The sequence below is a fragment of the Pseudomonas sp. WJP1 genome (genome assembly GCF_028471945.1).
Taxonomy (GTDB): domain Bacteria; phylum Pseudomonadota; class Gammaproteobacteria; order Pseudomonadales; family Pseudomonadaceae; genus Aquipseudomonas.
The window spans coordinates 3500355-3517028 of record NZ_CP110128.1 but is presented as its reverse complement, the minus strand read 5'-3'; the positions used below and the strand labels follow the sequence as shown (position 1 = coordinate 3517028).

Annotated in this window: 14 protein-coding genes and 2 pseudogenes; 8 read left to right on the top strand and 8 right to left on the bottom strand. The window is 61.0% G+C overall.

Going from position 1 to position 16674, the window contains the following annotated elements:
* Positions 1 to 64: 64 nt before the first annotated feature.
* From OH720_RS15765 to OH720_RS15740, 6 genes are all read left to right on the top strand, one after another.
* Entirely contained in the window at positions 65 to 1156 is a 1092-nt protein-coding gene (locus OH720_RS15765) for a site-specific integrase (protein ID WP_272601898.1), read from the top strand.
* 242 nt (positions 1157 to 1398) lie between these two features.
* Positions 1399 to 2250: a sugar phosphate isomerase/epimerase family protein gene (locus tag OH720_RS15760; protein ID WP_272601897.1), complete on the top strand. Its 852-nt coding sequence runs from the start codon at positions 1399 to 1401 to the stop codon at positions 2248 to 2250.
* Between the two features lie 14 nt (positions 2251 to 2264).
* Positions 2265 to 3335, top strand: coding sequence for an isopenicillin N synthase family dioxygenase (locus tag OH720_RS15755; RefSeq protein WP_272601896.1), 1071 nt, complete (start codon positions 2265 to 2267; stop codon positions 3333 to 3335).
* A 46-nt stretch (positions 3336 to 3381) separates the two neighbouring features.
* Complete coding sequence (locus tag OH720_RS15750; RefSeq protein WP_272601895.1) at positions 3382 to 4176, top strand: ABC transporter substrate-binding protein; 795 nt, start codon at positions 3382 to 3384, stop codon at positions 4174 to 4176.
* A gap of 64 nt (positions 4177 to 4240) precedes the next feature.
* Positions 4241 to 5788 carry an amino acid ABC transporter permease/ATP-binding protein gene (locus tag OH720_RS15745; protein ID WP_272601894.1) on the top strand — a complete coding sequence of 516 codons (1548 nt, stop codon included), beginning with the start codon at positions 4241 to 4243 and terminating at the stop codon, positions 5786 to 5788.
* A gap of 450 nt (positions 5789 to 6238) precedes the next feature.
* Positions 6239 to 7027: an SDR family oxidoreductase gene (locus tag OH720_RS15740; protein WP_272601893.1), complete on the top strand. Its 789-nt coding sequence runs from the start codon at positions 6239 to 6241 to the stop codon at positions 7025 to 7027.
* Positions 7028 to 7093: 66 nt separating this feature from the next.
* Here OH720_RS15740 and metC read toward each other — a convergent pair whose 3' ends face one another.
* From metC to OH720_RS15710, 6 genes are all read right to left on the bottom strand, one after another.
* Entirely contained in the window at positions 7094 to 9850 is a 2757-nt protein-coding gene (metC, locus tag OH720_RS15735; protein WP_272601892.1) for a cystathionine beta-lyase, read from the bottom strand.
* A gap of 71 nt (positions 9851 to 9921) precedes the next feature.
* Positions 9922 to 10518 (bottom strand): cysteine dioxygenase, encoded by a 597-nt coding sequence (locus tag OH720_RS15730; RefSeq protein WP_272601891.1) that lies wholly within the window; start codon positions 10516 to 10518, stop codon positions 9922 to 9924.
* Positions 10519 to 10535: 17 nt separating this feature from the next.
* Positions 10536 to 11372, bottom strand: coding sequence for an amino acid ABC transporter ATP-binding protein (locus OH720_RS15725; RefSeq protein ID WP_272601890.1), 837 nt, complete (start codon positions 11370 to 11372; stop codon positions 10536 to 10538).
* Positions 11359 to 12147 carry an amino acid ABC transporter permease gene (locus OH720_RS15720; RefSeq protein WP_272601889.1) on the bottom strand — a complete coding sequence of 263 codons (789 nt, stop codon included), beginning with the start codon at positions 12145 to 12147 and terminating at the stop codon, positions 11359 to 11361. Before OH720_RS15720 ends, OH720_RS15725 begins: the two co-directional genes overlap by 14 nt.
* Positions 12137 to 12871: an amino acid ABC transporter permease gene (locus OH720_RS15715; RefSeq protein ID WP_272601888.1), complete on the bottom strand. Its 735-nt coding sequence runs from the start codon at positions 12869 to 12871 to the stop codon at positions 12137 to 12139. Before OH720_RS15715 ends, OH720_RS15720 begins: the two co-directional genes overlap by 11 nt.
* 88 nt (positions 12872 to 12959) lie before the next feature.
* On the bottom strand, positions 12960 to 13802 hold the full coding sequence (locus tag OH720_RS15710) for a transporter substrate-binding domain-containing protein (protein ID WP_272601887.1): 843 nt from the start codon (positions 13800 to 13802) through the stop codon (positions 12960 to 12962).
* 255 nt (positions 13803 to 14057) lie between these two features.
* Here OH720_RS15710 and OH720_RS15705 point away from each other — a divergent pair, with 255 nt between their 5' ends.
* The gene (locus OH720_RS15705) at positions 14058 to 14918 is read left to right on the top strand and encodes a LysR substrate-binding domain-containing protein (protein ID WP_008065538.1); all 861 of its coding nucleotides are present in this window, start codon (positions 14058 to 14060) and stop codon (positions 14916 to 14918) included.
* 144 nt (positions 14919 to 15062) lie between these two features.
* Positions 15063 to 15338 (top strand): annotated as a pseudogene (locus OH720_RS15700) (amidohydrolase); the annotation flags it as partial.
* A gap of 21 nt (positions 15339 to 15359) precedes the next feature.
* On the opposite strand, the gene OH720_RS31900 reads toward OH720_RS15700, so the two are convergent.
* Together OH720_RS31900 and OH720_RS31895 are read right to left on the bottom strand one after the other, a co-directional pair.
* Positions 15360 to 16082 (bottom strand): methyl-accepting chemotaxis protein, encoded by a 723-nt coding sequence (locus tag OH720_RS31900; protein ID WP_442967319.1) that lies wholly within the window; start codon positions 16080 to 16082, stop codon positions 15360 to 15362.
* Between the two features lie 138 nt (positions 16083 to 16220).
* Positions 16221 to 16403, bottom strand: a pseudogene (locus OH720_RS31895) (HAMP domain-containing protein); the annotation flags it as partial.
* Positions 16404 to 16674 lie beyond the last annotated feature (271 nt).

Genomic DNA, 16674 nt, shown 5'->3' with positions numbered 1-16674 from the left:
TATATTAGATCTGATAATAGAATGTTATCCGACGTTATATTTTGAATAATGGAATTATCATACGTTGAACGTATTAAATATTACAGATCAATTATCGTTGGTGGACGAAACCCCGCTAAACCCGCATTCCCTGGCGATCAACGCCCAGGAAGCGGCGGCGGCCTTTCTCGCTGCCGGCACCGCGGCCAATACCGTACGCAGCTACCGCAGCGCCCTGACCTACTGGTCGGCGTGGCTGCAATTGCGTTACGGCCAGGCATTGGGTGACGCGCCACTGCCGACCGCGGTGGCGCTGCAGTTTGTCGTTGATCATTTGGCACGCCCCCTGGCCGATGGTGGCTGGACGCACCTGCTGCCGCCCGGAATCGACGCGGCGCTGGTCAAGGCGCGAGTCAAAAGCAAACCCGGCGCCCTGGCGTACAACACGGTCACTCACCGCCTGGCCGTGCTGGGCAAATGGCACCGAATCAATGAGTGGGACAGTCCAACCGAAGCGTCGGCGCTGAAGACCCTGTTGCGCGAAGCGCGCAAAGCGCAGGCGCGCCAGGGCGTGGCGGTGCGCAAGAAAACTGCGATCGTGCTGGAACCGTTGCAGGCCCTGCTTGCCACCTGTACCGATGGTGTGCGCGGCGTTCGCGACCGCGCCCTGCTCCTGCTTGCCTGGAGTGGTGGCGGACGGCGCCGTTCGGAAGTGGTCGGCCTGCAAGTGGGCGATGTGCGCCAACTGGATGCCGACACCTGGCTGTACGCCCTGGGCGCGACCAAGACCGACACCGGCGGTGTACGCCGTGACAAGCCATTGCGCGGCCCTGCGGCGCAGGCACTGGCGGCCTGGCTGAAGGCTGCGCCGGCGCAGGAGGGCCCGTTGTTTCGGCGGATGTATAAAGGCGGCAAGGTCGGGACGGCAGGCTTGTCGGCTGACCAGGTGGCCCGCATTGTCCAGCGCCGGGCCAAGTTGGCGGGTCTGGAGGGCGATTGGGCGGCGCACAGCCTGCGCTCGGGGTTTGTCACCGAGGCCGGGCGCCAGGGCGTTCCGCTCGGCGAAGTCATGGCCATGACCGAACACCGCAGCGTGTCCACGGTAATGGGTTACTTCCAGGCGGGTTCACTGCTGAACAGCCGAGCCACGTCGTTGTTAGGCGATGAGGAGTCGTAAACGCCGAGCCATCAGCGCCCACTGTAGCTTGGGACTCTTCAAAATGATGCCGTAACAGTGGCATCTCTCGCTAATCCCCAACGTAGACGCCTGCCCGCCCCTGAAATCCCGTCCGGCAAACGGGATAAGTAGCCAGCTATTTGTTGATGAAAGCCTGAAGTATTGATTTGATTTTTCCGATTCTTTGACGCCGCCGCCTATGCCTAACATCGGCTCCAGAGCGAAATAGCCGAGGATCACCGATGAAGCTGGAAATTTTCCGCACGCTGTGGGGCTACACCGCCAGCAAGGCCCAGGCACTCGATGAGTTGCTGCGGGCGGGCTTCGAGGGCATGGAAGCACGCTTGCCACTGGACGCCGGTGAGCGAGCTGAGTTTGGCGCGTTTCTCCAGGCCAATCGCGTGGGTTACATCAGCACGGTCTTCACCGCCTACGATGTACTGCCGGACCAATCGGCGTCCCCCGCCGTTCATCTGCATGACCTCGACCGGAAACTGGCCTGGGCCGCCGAGCTTGGCCCACGTTTTGTCAACGTGCTGGCGGGCAATGATCGCTGGACCTTGGCGCAACAAGTGGAGTTCTTCGGCCAGGCACTGGAACTGGCGCGCAAGCACGGCCAGGTCTGCAGTTTTGAAACCCACCGCTCGCGTTCGCTGTTCAACCCCTGGGTGACCCTGGAGTTGATCCGGCAACTGCCCGACCTTTTATTCACCAGTGACATCAGCCATTGGGTCGTGACTTGCGAGCGGCTGTTGAATGACCCGGCCGATGACCTCAGCGCCTTCGTCGAGCGGGTTCACCATATCCAGGCCCGGGTCGGCTATGACCAGGGTCCACAGGTTCCGCACCCGGCGGCGCCCGAATATGCCAAGGAACTGGCTTTCCATCAGCAGCACTGGGAAAGCATCTGGCGCTCGCAGCAAGCCCGCGGTTACCAGGTCAGCACCCTGACCCCGGAATTCGGCGCCGACGGCTACCTGCATCATTTGCCCTTCACCAATGTCCCGGTGGCCGACCTGTGGTCATTGAACGTGTGGATGGGCCAGACCGAGCGCGAACACTTCGAGCGCTTCCACCACTCAAGCCATCCTTAGGGAGCCCACGCGTCATGCCTGACAATAAAAATAAAAGCATCAGCACTGACACACACAAAGCCAACTTCAACAGCATCCCGGTGGTCAACATCGCCGGCCTGTTCAGTTTTGAACTGGAACACCGCCTGGCCGTGGCTGAACAATTGGGGCGTGCCGCCAGCGAAGTCGGGTTCCTCTATATCACCGATCACGGTATCGACCCGCAATTGATCGCCAACCTGCGCAAAGCGGCCAAGGACTATTTCGACCAGCCCTTCGACACCAAGATGCAGCACTACATCGGCACCTCGCAAACCCACAAGGGCTTTGTACCGGAAGGTGAAGAGGTCTACTCCAAGGGCAAGCCGGACCACAAGGAGGCCTTCGACGTCGGCTTCGAAGTGCCGGCCAATGACCCGCTGGTGCTGGCCAACACCCCATTGCTGGGGCCCAACGACTGGCCGCAGCTGCCAGGTTTCAAGGCTGCTGTTTCGGCCTACTATGATGCGATCTTCGCCCTGGGCCGGCGCCTGTTCGCAGGCTTTGCCCTGACCCTGGGCCTGGAAGAGAACTACTTCGACAGCCTGGTCACCCGCCCGCCATCAAAACTGCGCCTGATCCACTACCCCTTCGACGGTGCCGCCCATGACGCACCGGGACTTGGCGCCCATACTGATTACGAGTGCTTCACCATCCTCCTGGCCGACAAACCGGGCCTTGAGGTGATGAACAACCTCGGACAATGGATCGATGCACCACCGATCGCCGATGCCTTTGTGGTCAACATCGGCGACATGCTGGAAGTGATGACCGCAGGCGCCTTCGTTGCCACCGCGCACCGGGTGCGCAGCGTGAAGGAGGAGCGTTACTCCTTCCCGCTGTTTTATGCCTGCGACTATCACACCCAGATCAAACCGCTGCCCGGATTTGCCCAGGCAGGCAACGACTACGAAGAGATCACGATCGGCGAACACATGTATGGCCAGGCCCTGCAGACCTATCAGTATCTGCGCCAGAGGGTAGCCAACGGGGACGTTCAACTGCCAGGCAAGGCACGCAAGCCCGCCAGTTTCGGACATCTGAAAAATCAGGCGCAAGCGTCCTGATTGAAGTTTTCAGCTACACCCCTACCTACGCCGGAGTCAGTAAAAAATGAAAAACAACAAGAAAAACCTGTTGGGCCTGGCTGTATTGGCCGCCGGCATGCTCGCCGCCTCAGTGAGCATGGCCGCGTCAGACACCTTCAAGGTCGGCATGGAAATCACCTACCCGCCTTTCGAGTCCTATGACAAGGACAAGAACGTAGTGGGTTCGGACCCCGAAGTGGCAGCGGCGCTGGCCAAGCACATGAACGCCAAGGTGGAGTTCGTCGACACCAAGTTCCCGAGCCTGATCCTCGGTTTGAACTCCGGCAAGTACGACGCAATCATTTCCGGCATGTACATCACCCCGGAGCGCCAGACCCAGGCCCAGACCATCGCCTATGCCAACACCGGCGCCTCGGTCATGGTGCCCAAGGGCAGCGAGATCAATGCGAAAAAGCCTGAAGACCTGTGCGGCTTGAAGCTCGGCCTGGAACAGGGCACGACCTGGGTCAAGGAATTCAGGAAGCTGTCCGATGAATACTGTGTGCCCAACAACAAAGGCGCCATCACCGTCAGCGAATACCCCTCGGCGCCGGAAGTGACCCAAGCCCTGTTGTCGAAAAACATCCAGGCCCAGGTTGAAATCGCCGGTGCCGCAAAAATGATCGCGGAAAAGACCAATGGCCGGGTAGTGATCACCACCGAGCACCCGATTTACCAGCAAACCCTGGGCATCTTCGTCAAGAAGGGTAACGACGAAACCTTCCAGGCCGTGCAAAAGGCCTTCGAGGAAATCAAGAAGAGCGGTGAGTACGCAGCCATCCTCAGCAAGTATGGCCTGGAAGAACCGACCGCAAACTAAGAACCTGTCCTTGTAGTCTGGTCATCTGCCTCCCCTGCACGGGGGCGGCAGATCGAGGTGCCCCATGCAATTCGATTGGTCGTATTTCTTATCCCTGTTCTCCCTGCCGGACTTCTGGAAGGCCTGCGTTACGGTAGTCCAGCTCAGTGCCCTGGCCTGGTTCATCGGCATGCTGCTGGGCTTTGTCCTGGCCACGGCCAAGCTGTCCCACTCGCCTTTGCTGCGCATTCCCGCAGCGGTCTATATCTGGTTCTTCCGCAGCATCCCGCTGCTGGTGCTGGTGGTCTTCGTCTACAACTTGCCGCAGCTGTTTCCCGGCAGCGGGCCGATCCTGTCCAACCCCTTCTACTCAGGTTTGCTGGCCCTGGTGGTCACGGAAGCGGCGTACATGGCGGAAATCCACCGTGGCGGACTGATCTCCGTGGCCAAGGGGCAAAAGGAGGCCGGACGCGCCCTGGGTGTCGGCCTGTTCGGCATGCAGCGCCTGATCGTGATCCCCCAGGCTTTCCGTATCTCGCTGCCGACCCTGATCAATGAATACATCACGGTGGTCAAGCTGACATCGCTGGTCTCGGTGATCTCCCTGACCGAAATCCTCACGGTCGGCCAACGCCTCTATGCCACCAACTTCCTGGTCATGGAAACCCTGGCGGCGGTCGGCGTCTACTACGTGTTGATCGTCACCGTGTTCGGCTTTTTCCTGCAGCGCCTGGAGCGCTACCTGGACCTGAACTTCCGCAAGCCGCACACCCTCGATGACGCCGCCGTGGCCAAGTTCAGGGCCTGCGCCGAAGCCTTGCCCGACAGCGCGCGCAAAGCGGCCGGCAACAACGCGACGCCCATCCTGCAACTGAAGAACATCCAGAAGAGCTACGGCACGCACAAAGTGCTGCTGGGTATCGACCTGAATGTCGACTACGGCCAGGTGGTCTCGATCATCGGGCCATCCGGTTCCGGCAAGACCTCGCTGATTCGCACGGTCAACGGCCTGGAAAGCATCGATACCGGCGACATCCTGTTGTTCGGCGACAAATTCATCGAAGCCTCGGACAAACCCAACAGCGCCCGCCTGCGCAAAGGCGTGCGGCACATCGGCATGGTGTTCCAGAACTTCAACCTGTTCCCACACCGCACCATCCTCGACAACGTCACCCTGGCACCGCGTTACCACGGCCAGCCGGGCGAGCTGAGTGAACATCGTGCGTATGCGCTGCTGGACAAGGTCGGCCTGCTGGCCCACGCCCACAAGTACCCGCACCAACTGTCCGGCGGGCAGCAACAGCGCGTGGCGATCGCCCGGGCCCTGGCCATGGAGCCGCAGATCATGCTGTTCGACGAACCGACCTCGGCCCTCGACCCGGAACTGGTCAACGACGTGCTGAACGTGATCCGCGACCTGGCCAAAGAAGGCATGACCATGCTGATCGTGACCCACGAAATGGACTTCGCCATGTCGATCTCCGATCGGGTGATCTTCATGGAGAACGGCAATATCCAACTCGATGCCGCACCTGACACCATCCTCTGCGATGCCGAAGGAGAGCGAGTTCGGCGCTTCATGGGGATCGCTGCCCGATCGCCAAACCCGTCGGCGACGGTGGATCTTGCATGACTAGACCCCAAAGCGGCCTTAAAGCCGACCTGATTGCAGGGCTGTCCGCCTTCCCCTGTAGGAGCCAGGCTGCCGGCGAAGAAGGATAACGCGGTACAACAGATACACCGCAGCGTCTGGTTCGCCGGCAAGCCTGGCTCCTACAAGTGATTGGGATGCCTGGAAAAGATCAGGTCGGCTTTAAGGCTGCCTCGCTTTGGCTTTGGATTTGGGCGACCCACGGAGCAATGCCGGAGAGAGGGCATGCCGAGCCACAGCGAGGCACCGAGTAGTGGGGCAAAGCCTTTTGCTTACTTTTTGCTGGGCCGGCACTCCGGCGTTTGAAAAAGGGAGTCGCCGTAAGGGCGAAACCATAAGTGGCCGTTACCGCAGCAATGGATATGCCCTCAATGCCTATACAAAACAGTATTGGCCCTTTTCCTTGAACTTTTATCTTTCAGGAACACACGCATGAATCTTGGAATAGCAGGACGCTGGGCGCTGGTGTGCGCCGCCAGCAAAGGCCTGGGTAAAGCCTGCGCACAGGCACTGGTCAGCGAAGGCGTGAACGTGGTGATCACCGCCCGGGGCGAACCGGCGCTGAATGAAACAGCCCGCCAGCTCAGGGCGATCAACCCTGAAGTGACGGTCATCGCCATCGCCGGCGACATCTCAACGCCCGAGGGGCGTGCGGCTGCCCTCGCAGCCCATGGGCATTTCGATATCCTGATCAACAACGCCGGAGGCCCGCCCCCCGGGGATTTCCGCGAATGGAACCGCGACGCCTGGCTCAAGGCGCTGGATGCCAACATGCTCACCCCCATCGAGTTGATCAAGGCAACGGTGGACGGCATGGCGTCACGCGGATTTGGCCGCATCATCAACATCACCTCGAGCGCGGTGAAGTCGCCGATCGAGAGCCTCGGCCTGTCCAATGGCGCGCGCAGCGGCCTGACGGGGTTTATCGCAGGGCTTGCCCGGCAAGAAAACCTTGCCAGTCGCAATGTGACGATCAACAACCTGCAACCAGGCTCGTTCGATACCGACCGACTGCGTGACAACCTGGTCGCTGCCGCCCAGGAGTCGGGGCAGGACAGTGAGGCATTCCTCGACGGATGCCGAAGCGAAATTCCGGCTAAACGCTTCGGCTCCCCCGAAGAGTTCGGCGCACTTTGCGCCTTCGTTTGTAGCAGTCACGCGGGCTACCTGACCGGGCAGAACCTGCTGATCGATGGCGGGGCTGTTCGCTCCAGCCAATAGACACGGCAGGCACAATGGGCGCGGATGGCGGCGATGCTTTCGCCATTCGCCCCCTGCCTCTCGGTTTTACCCCAGAGCGGCAAAACCCCGCTGCAAATCCTCAAGCAACGCCGCGACATCCTCAAGCCCGATGTGCAATCGCAGCACCGGATTCAACAGGCGATCAGCGGCGCTGTTGCGATCCTTCGTGTCAGCAACCGTTATCAGGCTTTCGTAGCCGCCCCAGGAAGCCCCCAGGCCGAACACTTGCAGCGCGTCGATAAAACGCTCGACACCGCTTGCGTCGGCATTATGCAACTCAAAGGACAGCAAACCGTTGCTGCCCTTGAAGTCCCGTCGCCACAGTGCGTGATTGGGGTGCTCAGGCAGCGCGGGGTGGAACACATGCTTCACCTGGGGTTGCGCCTGCAGCCAATGAGCGATTTCCAGGGCCTGGCGTTCGTGAACCTCCAGGCGTGGCGCCAGGGTTCGTGCACCGCGCAGCACCAGATAGGCGTCGTCGGGGCTGACAGCGATACCGAAGGTGTCGCTCATGGATGCCAGCGGCTGCCAGACGTCTTGCCGGGTGCAAACGCTGCCCATGACCACGTCACTGTGACCGCACAGGTACTTGGTCAATGCCATGATCGAGATGTCCGCACCCAGTGCCAGTGGCCGGTACAGGTAACCCGAGCCCCAGGTGTTGTCCACGGCCAGCAGGATGCCCCGTGGTTTGCACAACGCGGCGATGGCCGGCAGGTCGCCAAGTTCATACAGCAAGGAGCCGGGCACTTCGGTGTAGACCATTCTGGTGTTGGCTTGCAGTTGCGCTTGCAGGTCGCTGCCGTCAGGCGCGAAGTAGCTGACCTGGATGCCGAACGGCTCAAGCAGCTCACGGGCCAGGCGCCGTACGGGGGCGTACACCGCGTCAGTGATCAGCACATGATCGCCGGGCCGCAGGTAGGCCAGGAACGTTTGCGCCACCGCCGCCAGCCCGGTGCCGAACAGACGGGTACGGTAACCGCCCTCCAGCTCCGTCACCAGGTCTTCCAGGGCAAACGCCGTCGGGTTGCCCCGGGCGCCATAGCTCAGGACACGTTCGCTATCGCGCCGAGCGCGGGCGTCGCGCATTTGCGCCAGGTTGTCGAACAGTACCGTGCTCAAACGGCTGACCGGCACGTTGACGCCCCGACTGCCACTGCCCTTTTCGGTTCGCGCCGCGTGCACCAGTCGGGTACGGACCCGTGCATCATCGAGCGCTTGCGACGGCGCGCGCAGAGGCTTGAGACTGGCGATTTCGTCTGCACTCATCTGCGCCAACAAGCCGTTTTCCCAGGCCAGGTACTGACGCGCCGCCTCCTTGTTTCCGGCGTGACGATCATGGGTAAAGAACAGGAAGTCGATGCACTGGTCGTCGGGAGGTGTATTGGCGCCCTCCTGCACGGCAAATCCCGCCGTACGCCAGGCATCGAGTCCACCGTCCAGCCAGCGGGCTTGCGTGCGCTGTGTGCCTGGCAGCGCCTGCGCCGCGAAAGCCGCCAACCGCGGGTCATCGGCCAGCAACACCAAAGGTCGCGACTCAGCGGTCACTTCATCGGCCAGCAGCGAACGGATCGACCAGCGCGAGCCGGCGATATGGGCTTTGCGGTAGCTCATGCTTGGGCGCAGATCAATCAGCGCCACCGCGTTATCCTTCAATGCGTCGCTCAGGGACTGCGCCGTGATCGATGGCAACGCGTCATACGTCACTCCATCAGCCACTGGCAACGCCAGGCCGCTGCTCACCCCGCCCGCCAGCACGTAAGCCTCATGCCCCAGCTGCCGAAGCCAACTGGCAACGATCGGTGCCCGTACGCCATCGCTGTCGATCAACACCAGCCGCGCCTGGCGAACGCCGATGTACAGGTCGGTGGCCTGGATCAACTGTCCACCTGGAGTGTGTTGCGCTCCGGGTAGGCTACCGGCGGCAAACTCTTCGGCGGTGCGCACATCACAGAGAAACAGGCTGCGTGCGGCCTCCCCGGCCCACTGCTCGACCTGAGCGGCCGTAACGCTTTTCACCCCGACCTTTGCCGCAAGCTGTGACGCCGCGAGGCGCTGTTGCGGCAAGTTTGTCGATGACACCTCATCGGCATAACGACGGGTGCTGCCGTGCTCCAGCTGGAAATCTTCCAGATACCAGCCCTGTGTACCGTTTTCCAGGGCGTAGACCGGGTTTTTCACACCCAGGTTGATCAGGGTCTGGGCGCCGATGATGCTGCGGGTTCGACCTGCGCAATTGACCACGATCGGCGTGCTGTCGTCGGGCACCAGATCCTGTACGCGATAGCCCAGCTCGCCATTCGGACAGCAGACCGAACCGGGAATGGTCATCTTGCGGTATTCATCGAACGGCCGACCGTCCAGCACTACCAGTGGCTCGCCGCTACGCTGCCATTGCGCTAGCTGTCGGGCGGTGACATGCGGCGTGTGACTGGCCTCCTCCACCAATTCTCCAAAGGCCTTGGACGGCACATGCACGCCGGCAAACAGCTGATACCCGGCAGCCTGCCAGCCATCGGCGCCGCCCTCGAGCACCTGCACGCGACTGTATCCCAGTGCTTGAAGGCGCTCGGCGGACCGTGCCGCGACATCCCCACCATTCTGGTCATAGATCACCAGCCGCACCCGGAGGTTTGGCGCCAGACGCCGAACCTCCAGCTCCACTCGGCTATAAGGCAGGTTGACTGCGAAAAACAGATGGGCTTCGCCATACTGGCCGTGTTCGCGCACATCGAACAGGGCAATTTCCTGCCCGTCGAACAGCCATTGCTGCAATTGCCCCGGGGTTACGGTCTGGCTCATGGAAGTCCCGTCAGAAAAGAAATTATTCAAGCAGCGTGTGTAGGTCAGGCTTCAAGTGAACAGCACGGCGATCATGTGTAGGCCTTGATCGACGGCGCCATTTGCGAGGCGTTGTAATTGAGAATGCGCCCGTCCGCCTCGACACCGTAGCGGCCATTGAGCGACTCCAGCGGCAGGCCATAGAGGTGGAAATGCAGGGTCGCCTGCTCGCCTTCGACACGTATGCCGTGCAGGTCTTCGCCCAGGAACGAGATCGACGTGCCGGGTTGCACGATCACTTCCTTTTCCAGATGCAAGGTGGTGAAACCAGGCTCGCGACCTTCGTCGTCACGGCGGTAGACGTAGTTGATCTCCTGGCCCTCGACAGCACTGATGATCGCCCAGGTTTCGTGGTTGTGGGGGATGGTGCTTTTGCCCGGCAACAACGAGTTCAGGTACAGCGTCGGCGTGTCGCCGTCGTCATTCAGACGGTAGCGAAACGCAGTGCTGCCCTGCCCCGGCACCGGTGCAGGGAACGCGTCGAAATTGAACAGATCGCGGCGCTCGGCCAGGGTTTCGAGCAAGCCAACGATTTCCACCAGCGCGGCACGGTCGACGCCACGTTGATTGATGACGCGGATTTTCTTCAGGAAATCCTCGATGACGGCGGCACGGTTTTCGGTACTCATGAACAGGCTCCTCGGTATTAGACGGACAAGCTGTAGCGACCCAGGTTGGTCAGCAGATAAGGGTCGTTGGCGACGGCAGGACGGCGCCCCGGATCACCCAAGGCATGACGCAGGAATTCCTGGGTGCGCTCACTGGTCGGGTGCTGGAAAATCTGTGCGGCGCTGCCGTGCTCGACGATCACGCCGTTTTCGGTGAAGTAGACGATGTCGCTGATCTCTTCGGCGAAGCGCATCTCGTGGGTGACCAGCACGCAGGTCATGCCCTCTTCGGTCAACTCGCGGATCACCGTCAGCACCTCGCCGACGGTTTCCGGATCAAGTGCCGAGGTCACTTCATCGAACAGGATCAACTCCGGGCGCATCGCCAGTGCACGGGCAATCGCCACCCGCTGTTGCTGGCCGCCGGACAGTTGTCCCGGATAGGCATCGGCCTTGTGCTCCATGCGCACTTTGGCCAGCAAGGCACGCGCTTCTTTCTCGGCCTCGAGGCGGCTGCGCCCCAGCACTTTGCGTGGCGCAATCACCAGGTTCTCCAACACCGACAAGTGCGGGAACAGGTTGTACTGCTGGAAGACAAACCCCACACGCTTGCGCAACTCGATGCGCTGGGCTTCGAGGACCTGGGTGTGAACCTCGGTGGTGCCGACACGGATCGTGCCGCGCTGCGGCTGCAGGAGCCCGGTGATGCAGCGCAGGATCGTCGATTTGCCCGAGCCGGACGGGCCGATGATCGACACGGCCTGGCCTCGGTGCACGTCAAGGTCGATGCCCTTGAGCACCGGATTGCTGCCGAACGAAAGGTGCAGGTCGCGCAGGCTGACCAAGGGTGCGGCGACGGTTTCAGTAGAAGGCATAACGTCGCTCCAGGCGTTGGGTCAATCGGGAAATCGGGTAGCAGTACGCGAAGAACAGCGCCAACAGGCTCAGGTAAATCACCACGGTGAAGCCGGTCATGTTGACGGTGTTGCTGGCAATCTGGGCGGTGTCGATCACATCGTGCACGCCCACCAGGGAGGCCAGCGCGGTCCCCATGGTGATCACCGCGTACAGGTTCATCCACGGTGGCAACATGCGTTTGAAGCATTGCGGCAGGATGATCGAGCGGAAAATCTGCCCACGGGTAAAGGCCAGCGAACGGGCGGCCTCCCATTGGGTGCTGGGGATCGAAGCAATGGCGCCACGGAAGATTTCCGCGACGTTGGCACTCGCCGGCAAAGCCAGGCCAATCGTCACCTTGACCCAGTCCGGGAACGGTACATAGGTGCTGCCGACCTTGATCTCGAACGGAAACACGTAGGTGGTGAAATAAATCAGTACCAGCCACGGCGCGTTGCGGAAGATCTGCACCCAGATCCGCGCCGGCAAGCGCAGGACGCGCAAGGGTGAACACGCCAGCGCCCCCACCAGCAAGCCCAGTACTGAACCCAGCGTGATGGCAACCAGGCTGATCAGAATGTTCTGGCCGAAACCTGCCGCCAGGGCGGGTGACCACTGCAGCAACGCATTGAGCACCGGGCTTTGCGGGGCGAAATACACCAGCCACAACCCGATACAGGCCAGTACGAGCAGCTTGCCGACGTGCCGGCGTGGCCAGGCCATCGGCGCGGCCGCGGACGATTCAATGGCCATAGCCGGGCATCCTCAGGCGCGCTTCAAGGAAGCGCCCCACACAATTGACGATAAAGCTCAGCAGGCCAAAAAAGCCCAGGATCAGGATCATCAGCTCCAGTACGTTGTCGCTCTGTGTCCAGATCATGATGGCCGCGTAGGTGATGTCGCCTACGGCAATGGCAGAGGCCACGGCCGTCATCTTCACCAGGTCGATCAGGTTGTTGATCAGCGACGGCAAGGCAAAGCGCAGGGCCAGCGGCAGTTGTACGTTCCACAACAACTGGCGGCCGTTGAACGCCAGGGAACTGGCCGCCTCCATGGTCACCGCCGGCACAGCCTCGATGCCGGCGCGCAAGGCCTCGGCATGAAACGCCCCCTTGTGCAGTGAAATCACGATCACCACCCACGCAAAGGGTGTCAGCGGATTGGCCGTGCCGACGGCCTGGGTCAACAGCATGTTCAGCACCAGGAACGCGCAATACAGCTGCACCAACGTCGGGGTGTTGCGGGTGACTTCCACAAACACCCGCGCAGGTGTTGCCAAACTGGGCTTTCCTGAGGTCAGCATCGCCGCCAGCCCCACACCCGCGAGCAAACTGCCGACGATGGTGAACAGGCACAGCAACACCGTGGTCAGCGCGCCCTGTTCCAGTGTTCCGCGTTGATAGGCGTCGAGCACAAAGCTGTAGTTCAGACCGAATCCGGCGGTCCAGTGAACGAACACCTCCAGCCACTGGCTCATGCGTCACCCTGCAAATATCGGTTCATGTACCACTACCTTGAACGACCGCCGAGTCCGTCGACGGTCAGCTGAAATGATGGGGAACCGCTCAGGCGCCGTTGGCCTGGAACTGTTTCTGCAGTTCCACCAAAGCCGGTGACGCGGGGGTGATGTGGTTGCGGGTCTGGGCTTCGATCAGCCAGCCACTGCGGTGCAACTCCTTGACGATGGGGTCGAGCCGCGCCTGGGTATCGCGTTCGCCAGGTCGGGTCCAGATCACCGAAGGGGCCGGGTTGAGTTCCGGGCTGAGTGCACGATAGCCCTGCCATTCGGCGTTGTCGGCAATCAGCGGGTTGATCAGCGTGGCGTCGTGAACCGCGGCTACGCAGTTGTTGCCGCGCAGCGCGAGCAAGGATTCGGAAGAGCTCTTGAAGCCCTTGATCTCAGCGCCCAACTCGGTGAGCGGCTTGATATAGCTGCTGCCCTGGGAGGTGCACACAGGCTGGTTTTTCAGATCCTCCCAACGGGCGATCTTGCTGTCTTTCAACACCGCTGCAGTTCCGCCTACACGGTAGAACGGAGTTGGCACAAACCCGAGGATCTCGCCGCGTTCGGCGGTCCATTCCATGTTGGCGATCAACAGATCCACTTTGCCCTGCTGCAAAAACTGCACACGGTTGGCAGGCAATACCGGCACCAACTGAACCTCTGCACCCAGTTGCCGCCCCAGTTCCTGGGCGAGGTCGACGTTCAGGCCGCGAGGTTTTTGGTTGGCGGGATCGATCCCGCCAAAGGGACCGCCGGACAGCAAGACACCGACCACCAGTAGATGGCGTTGCTCGATCTTGTCCAGGGTCGCATCAGCGTGTGCAGCGGTACTCGCCGCCAAGGAGATCAAGGCGCCCAACATCGCAGGCAGTAATCGTTTAACCGGTGAGCGTTCAAGCAACATGGATTTTTCCCCCAATGGATGATCGGCGTCCCCCGATCTACTGTGTGGGCATGCTAGGGAGTGTCATGGGGTAAACGGAAATTCAAATATCTAATATCGTTATAACTTGGTGTCGCGCGCTAACGCCAATTTGGCGTAAATCCCAGTAAACACGGTGAATTACCGAACTAAAATCTTGAGATCGACAAAAACACATAAACAAATGTAATGTTTATATTTGCCGTATTGATATAAAAACAGCTACCGGGAACGGCCATGTCGACCTCACCTACCCTCGACCTCGAATTGCTGCGCACCTTTATTGCCGTGGTGGATCACCACAGCTTCGCGCAAGCGGGTGCGCAACTGGATCGCACCCAATCGTCGGTCACCCAGCACATGCAACGGCTGGAGCACTTGGTCGGGGTGAACCTGTTCGAGAAACGCGGGCGGCAAAAGCAGCTCACCGAAGCAGGCCTTCAGCTGCTGCGTCATGCCCGGCAAATGCTCTCGCTCAACGACGACGCACTCAACTCCCTGCGTGAAAGCAGCTTGAGCGGTGTGTTGCGCATCGGCTCACCCCATGACATTGCCGACACTATCCTGCCACCGATGCTCAGCCACATCGCCCGATCGGCCCCTCGATTGCGACTGGAAATTGATGTCGGTCGCAGTCCGTTCCTGATGGATGATCTGCACCGTGGCAAGGTCGACATGGTGATTTCCACACGCGCCGATCCAACACTTGAAGGGTTTGCCTTGCGCACTTCCCCAGTGTGGTGGATTTGCTCGGCCCAATACATCCACACCCCGGGCGAGCCGCTGCCACTGATTCTCGTGGATGAACCGAGCATCTATCGCCGCTATGCACTGGAGGCACTTGAACGCGCCAACATTGCCTGGCGCCAGGCGTACCTGGCCTCGAACCTGATCGGCATCAAGGCCGCTACGCGGGCAGGCTTGGGCGTCACGCCGCGAAGCATGGAAATGCTCGGCCCGGACATGCGCGTGCTCGGTGAAAATGACGGCCTGCCACGACTGCCGGATGTGACCTATTACCTGTGGATCCGGCCCAACACCGTGAACCCGCTGGTACGCCGGGCCTATGAGTTGATCAGGAGCAGCCAGGGGTTGTAAGCGCTGCGGTGCTGCGATCCGCAGGGCCGGCGACCGCGCCCGAAAACCAAAGGCAAACAAGCTCCCAGCCATACCTGCCAGGTGCCGCCCATCACACTTAGCCTGTGATTCGGCAGGGTCTGCCTGCGCGCAAAAACTATAAAGCTGACCGAGGCCATGGTGCCCGCGCTGGAGCTGGCGGCACCGGGCAAGGTCACGCGACTGGATGCCTCCCTGTCGCCGAGCGAAGACTTCTCCTACTACGCGCAGAAGGTGCCCGGGCTGTTCGTGTTCCTTGGCGCGACGCCCGAGAACCAGGACATGCGCAAGGCGCCGAACAACCACAGCCCCTACTTCACTGCCGATGATGCAACGCTGGCGACCGGGGTGAAGGCGCATGTGCAGTTTGTCCTTAACTATCCAGGACGGCGCCAGGGCTGAAGGCCTTGGGATCGGGTGCGGTCAGGCGACCGCCACCCGCTCGGTGTTGCTGCTCACCTCGAACTGCCCCACCAGTTTCTGGAGTTTATTGGCATTGAGCCTGACCGTTTCGGCACTGTTTTGCAGCACCACCACGGTCTGGCGCATTTGCGTGGAGCAGTGATCGACCTTGCTGATCGTCTTGCCGTAGTCGAGGCTACGGGTGTTGAGCTGCTGGATGATCGCAAACATGCTTTCTACCGCTTGATGCAACTGCACGTTTTCCGAGGAGGCATCTTCGGCCAGGCGCAGGCTGTTATCGACGTCCTTGACGCCCTCCTCCATGAAGCTTACGGCTTTTTGCGTTTCGTTCTGCAGGCCCTCGACCATCTGCCGAATGTCGTCGGCCGCCCGTGATGTACGCAAGGCCAGGCTGCGTACCTCGTCGGCGACCACCGCGAAACCTCGCCCATGTTCACCCGCGCGCGCGGCCTCGATGGCCGCATTGAGCGCCAGCAGGTTGGTCTGGTTGGTGATGTCGCTGATCAGGCCGGTGATCTTGCCGATCTGCGTCATCCGGCTGTCGAGCAACTGCACGCTCGAAGACGAACGCTCGACCACGTCCCGAATCGATTGCGTGCCTTGCTGCACAGCGAGAAATTGCTCGCGGGCGCGGCTGACCACTTCATCCATCGCCTGCTTCATTTGTTCGGCACTGGCAGAAGCCTGCTGGATCTCGCCCAGTTGGTCTTCGACGATAATCATCATGCGATGCACCGCTTCGGCCACCTCGTCGGAGGTGATACTGGCCTGCTGGCTGCGTCCCAGCATCATCTGGTTGGTGGTGCCTACGTTGCTGCTGGCCTTCACCACTTGCCCGACCACCGAGTCGAGGTTGTCGATGAAACTGTTGATCCAGCGCCCCATGTCGCCGGTCTCATCGTTGGCCATGCGCTTGATATCCAGGCGCTGGCGCAGGTTGCCCTCGCCTTCGGCAATGGCCCTGATCACGCTCGTCATCTCGTTCAACCTTGCCGCAAGACGCTTGGGCCCGAGCCGGCTGAACAGGAAGGCGGCGCCTGCCATGCTGACAACCTCGACGGCATCGATCATGCCTTGGGCCAGGCCACTGTAATGCTGGACCAGGACATTGCAGGCAAAGAGTCCGGTCATGGTCGCAATGTAGGGTTTCATCAAGCCATGGCTGAGCGAACGCCGGCGGTAGACTTCCTCAAGGTCGGCCTCACACATCATGCCCCAGCGATCAGGTGACCCCGGCAACTGGAAGGTAACACCCTTGCCCACCACTGGAATGTGCCGGTAGTCCGAGTAACCGGGATAGGTCACGAACAGGTTG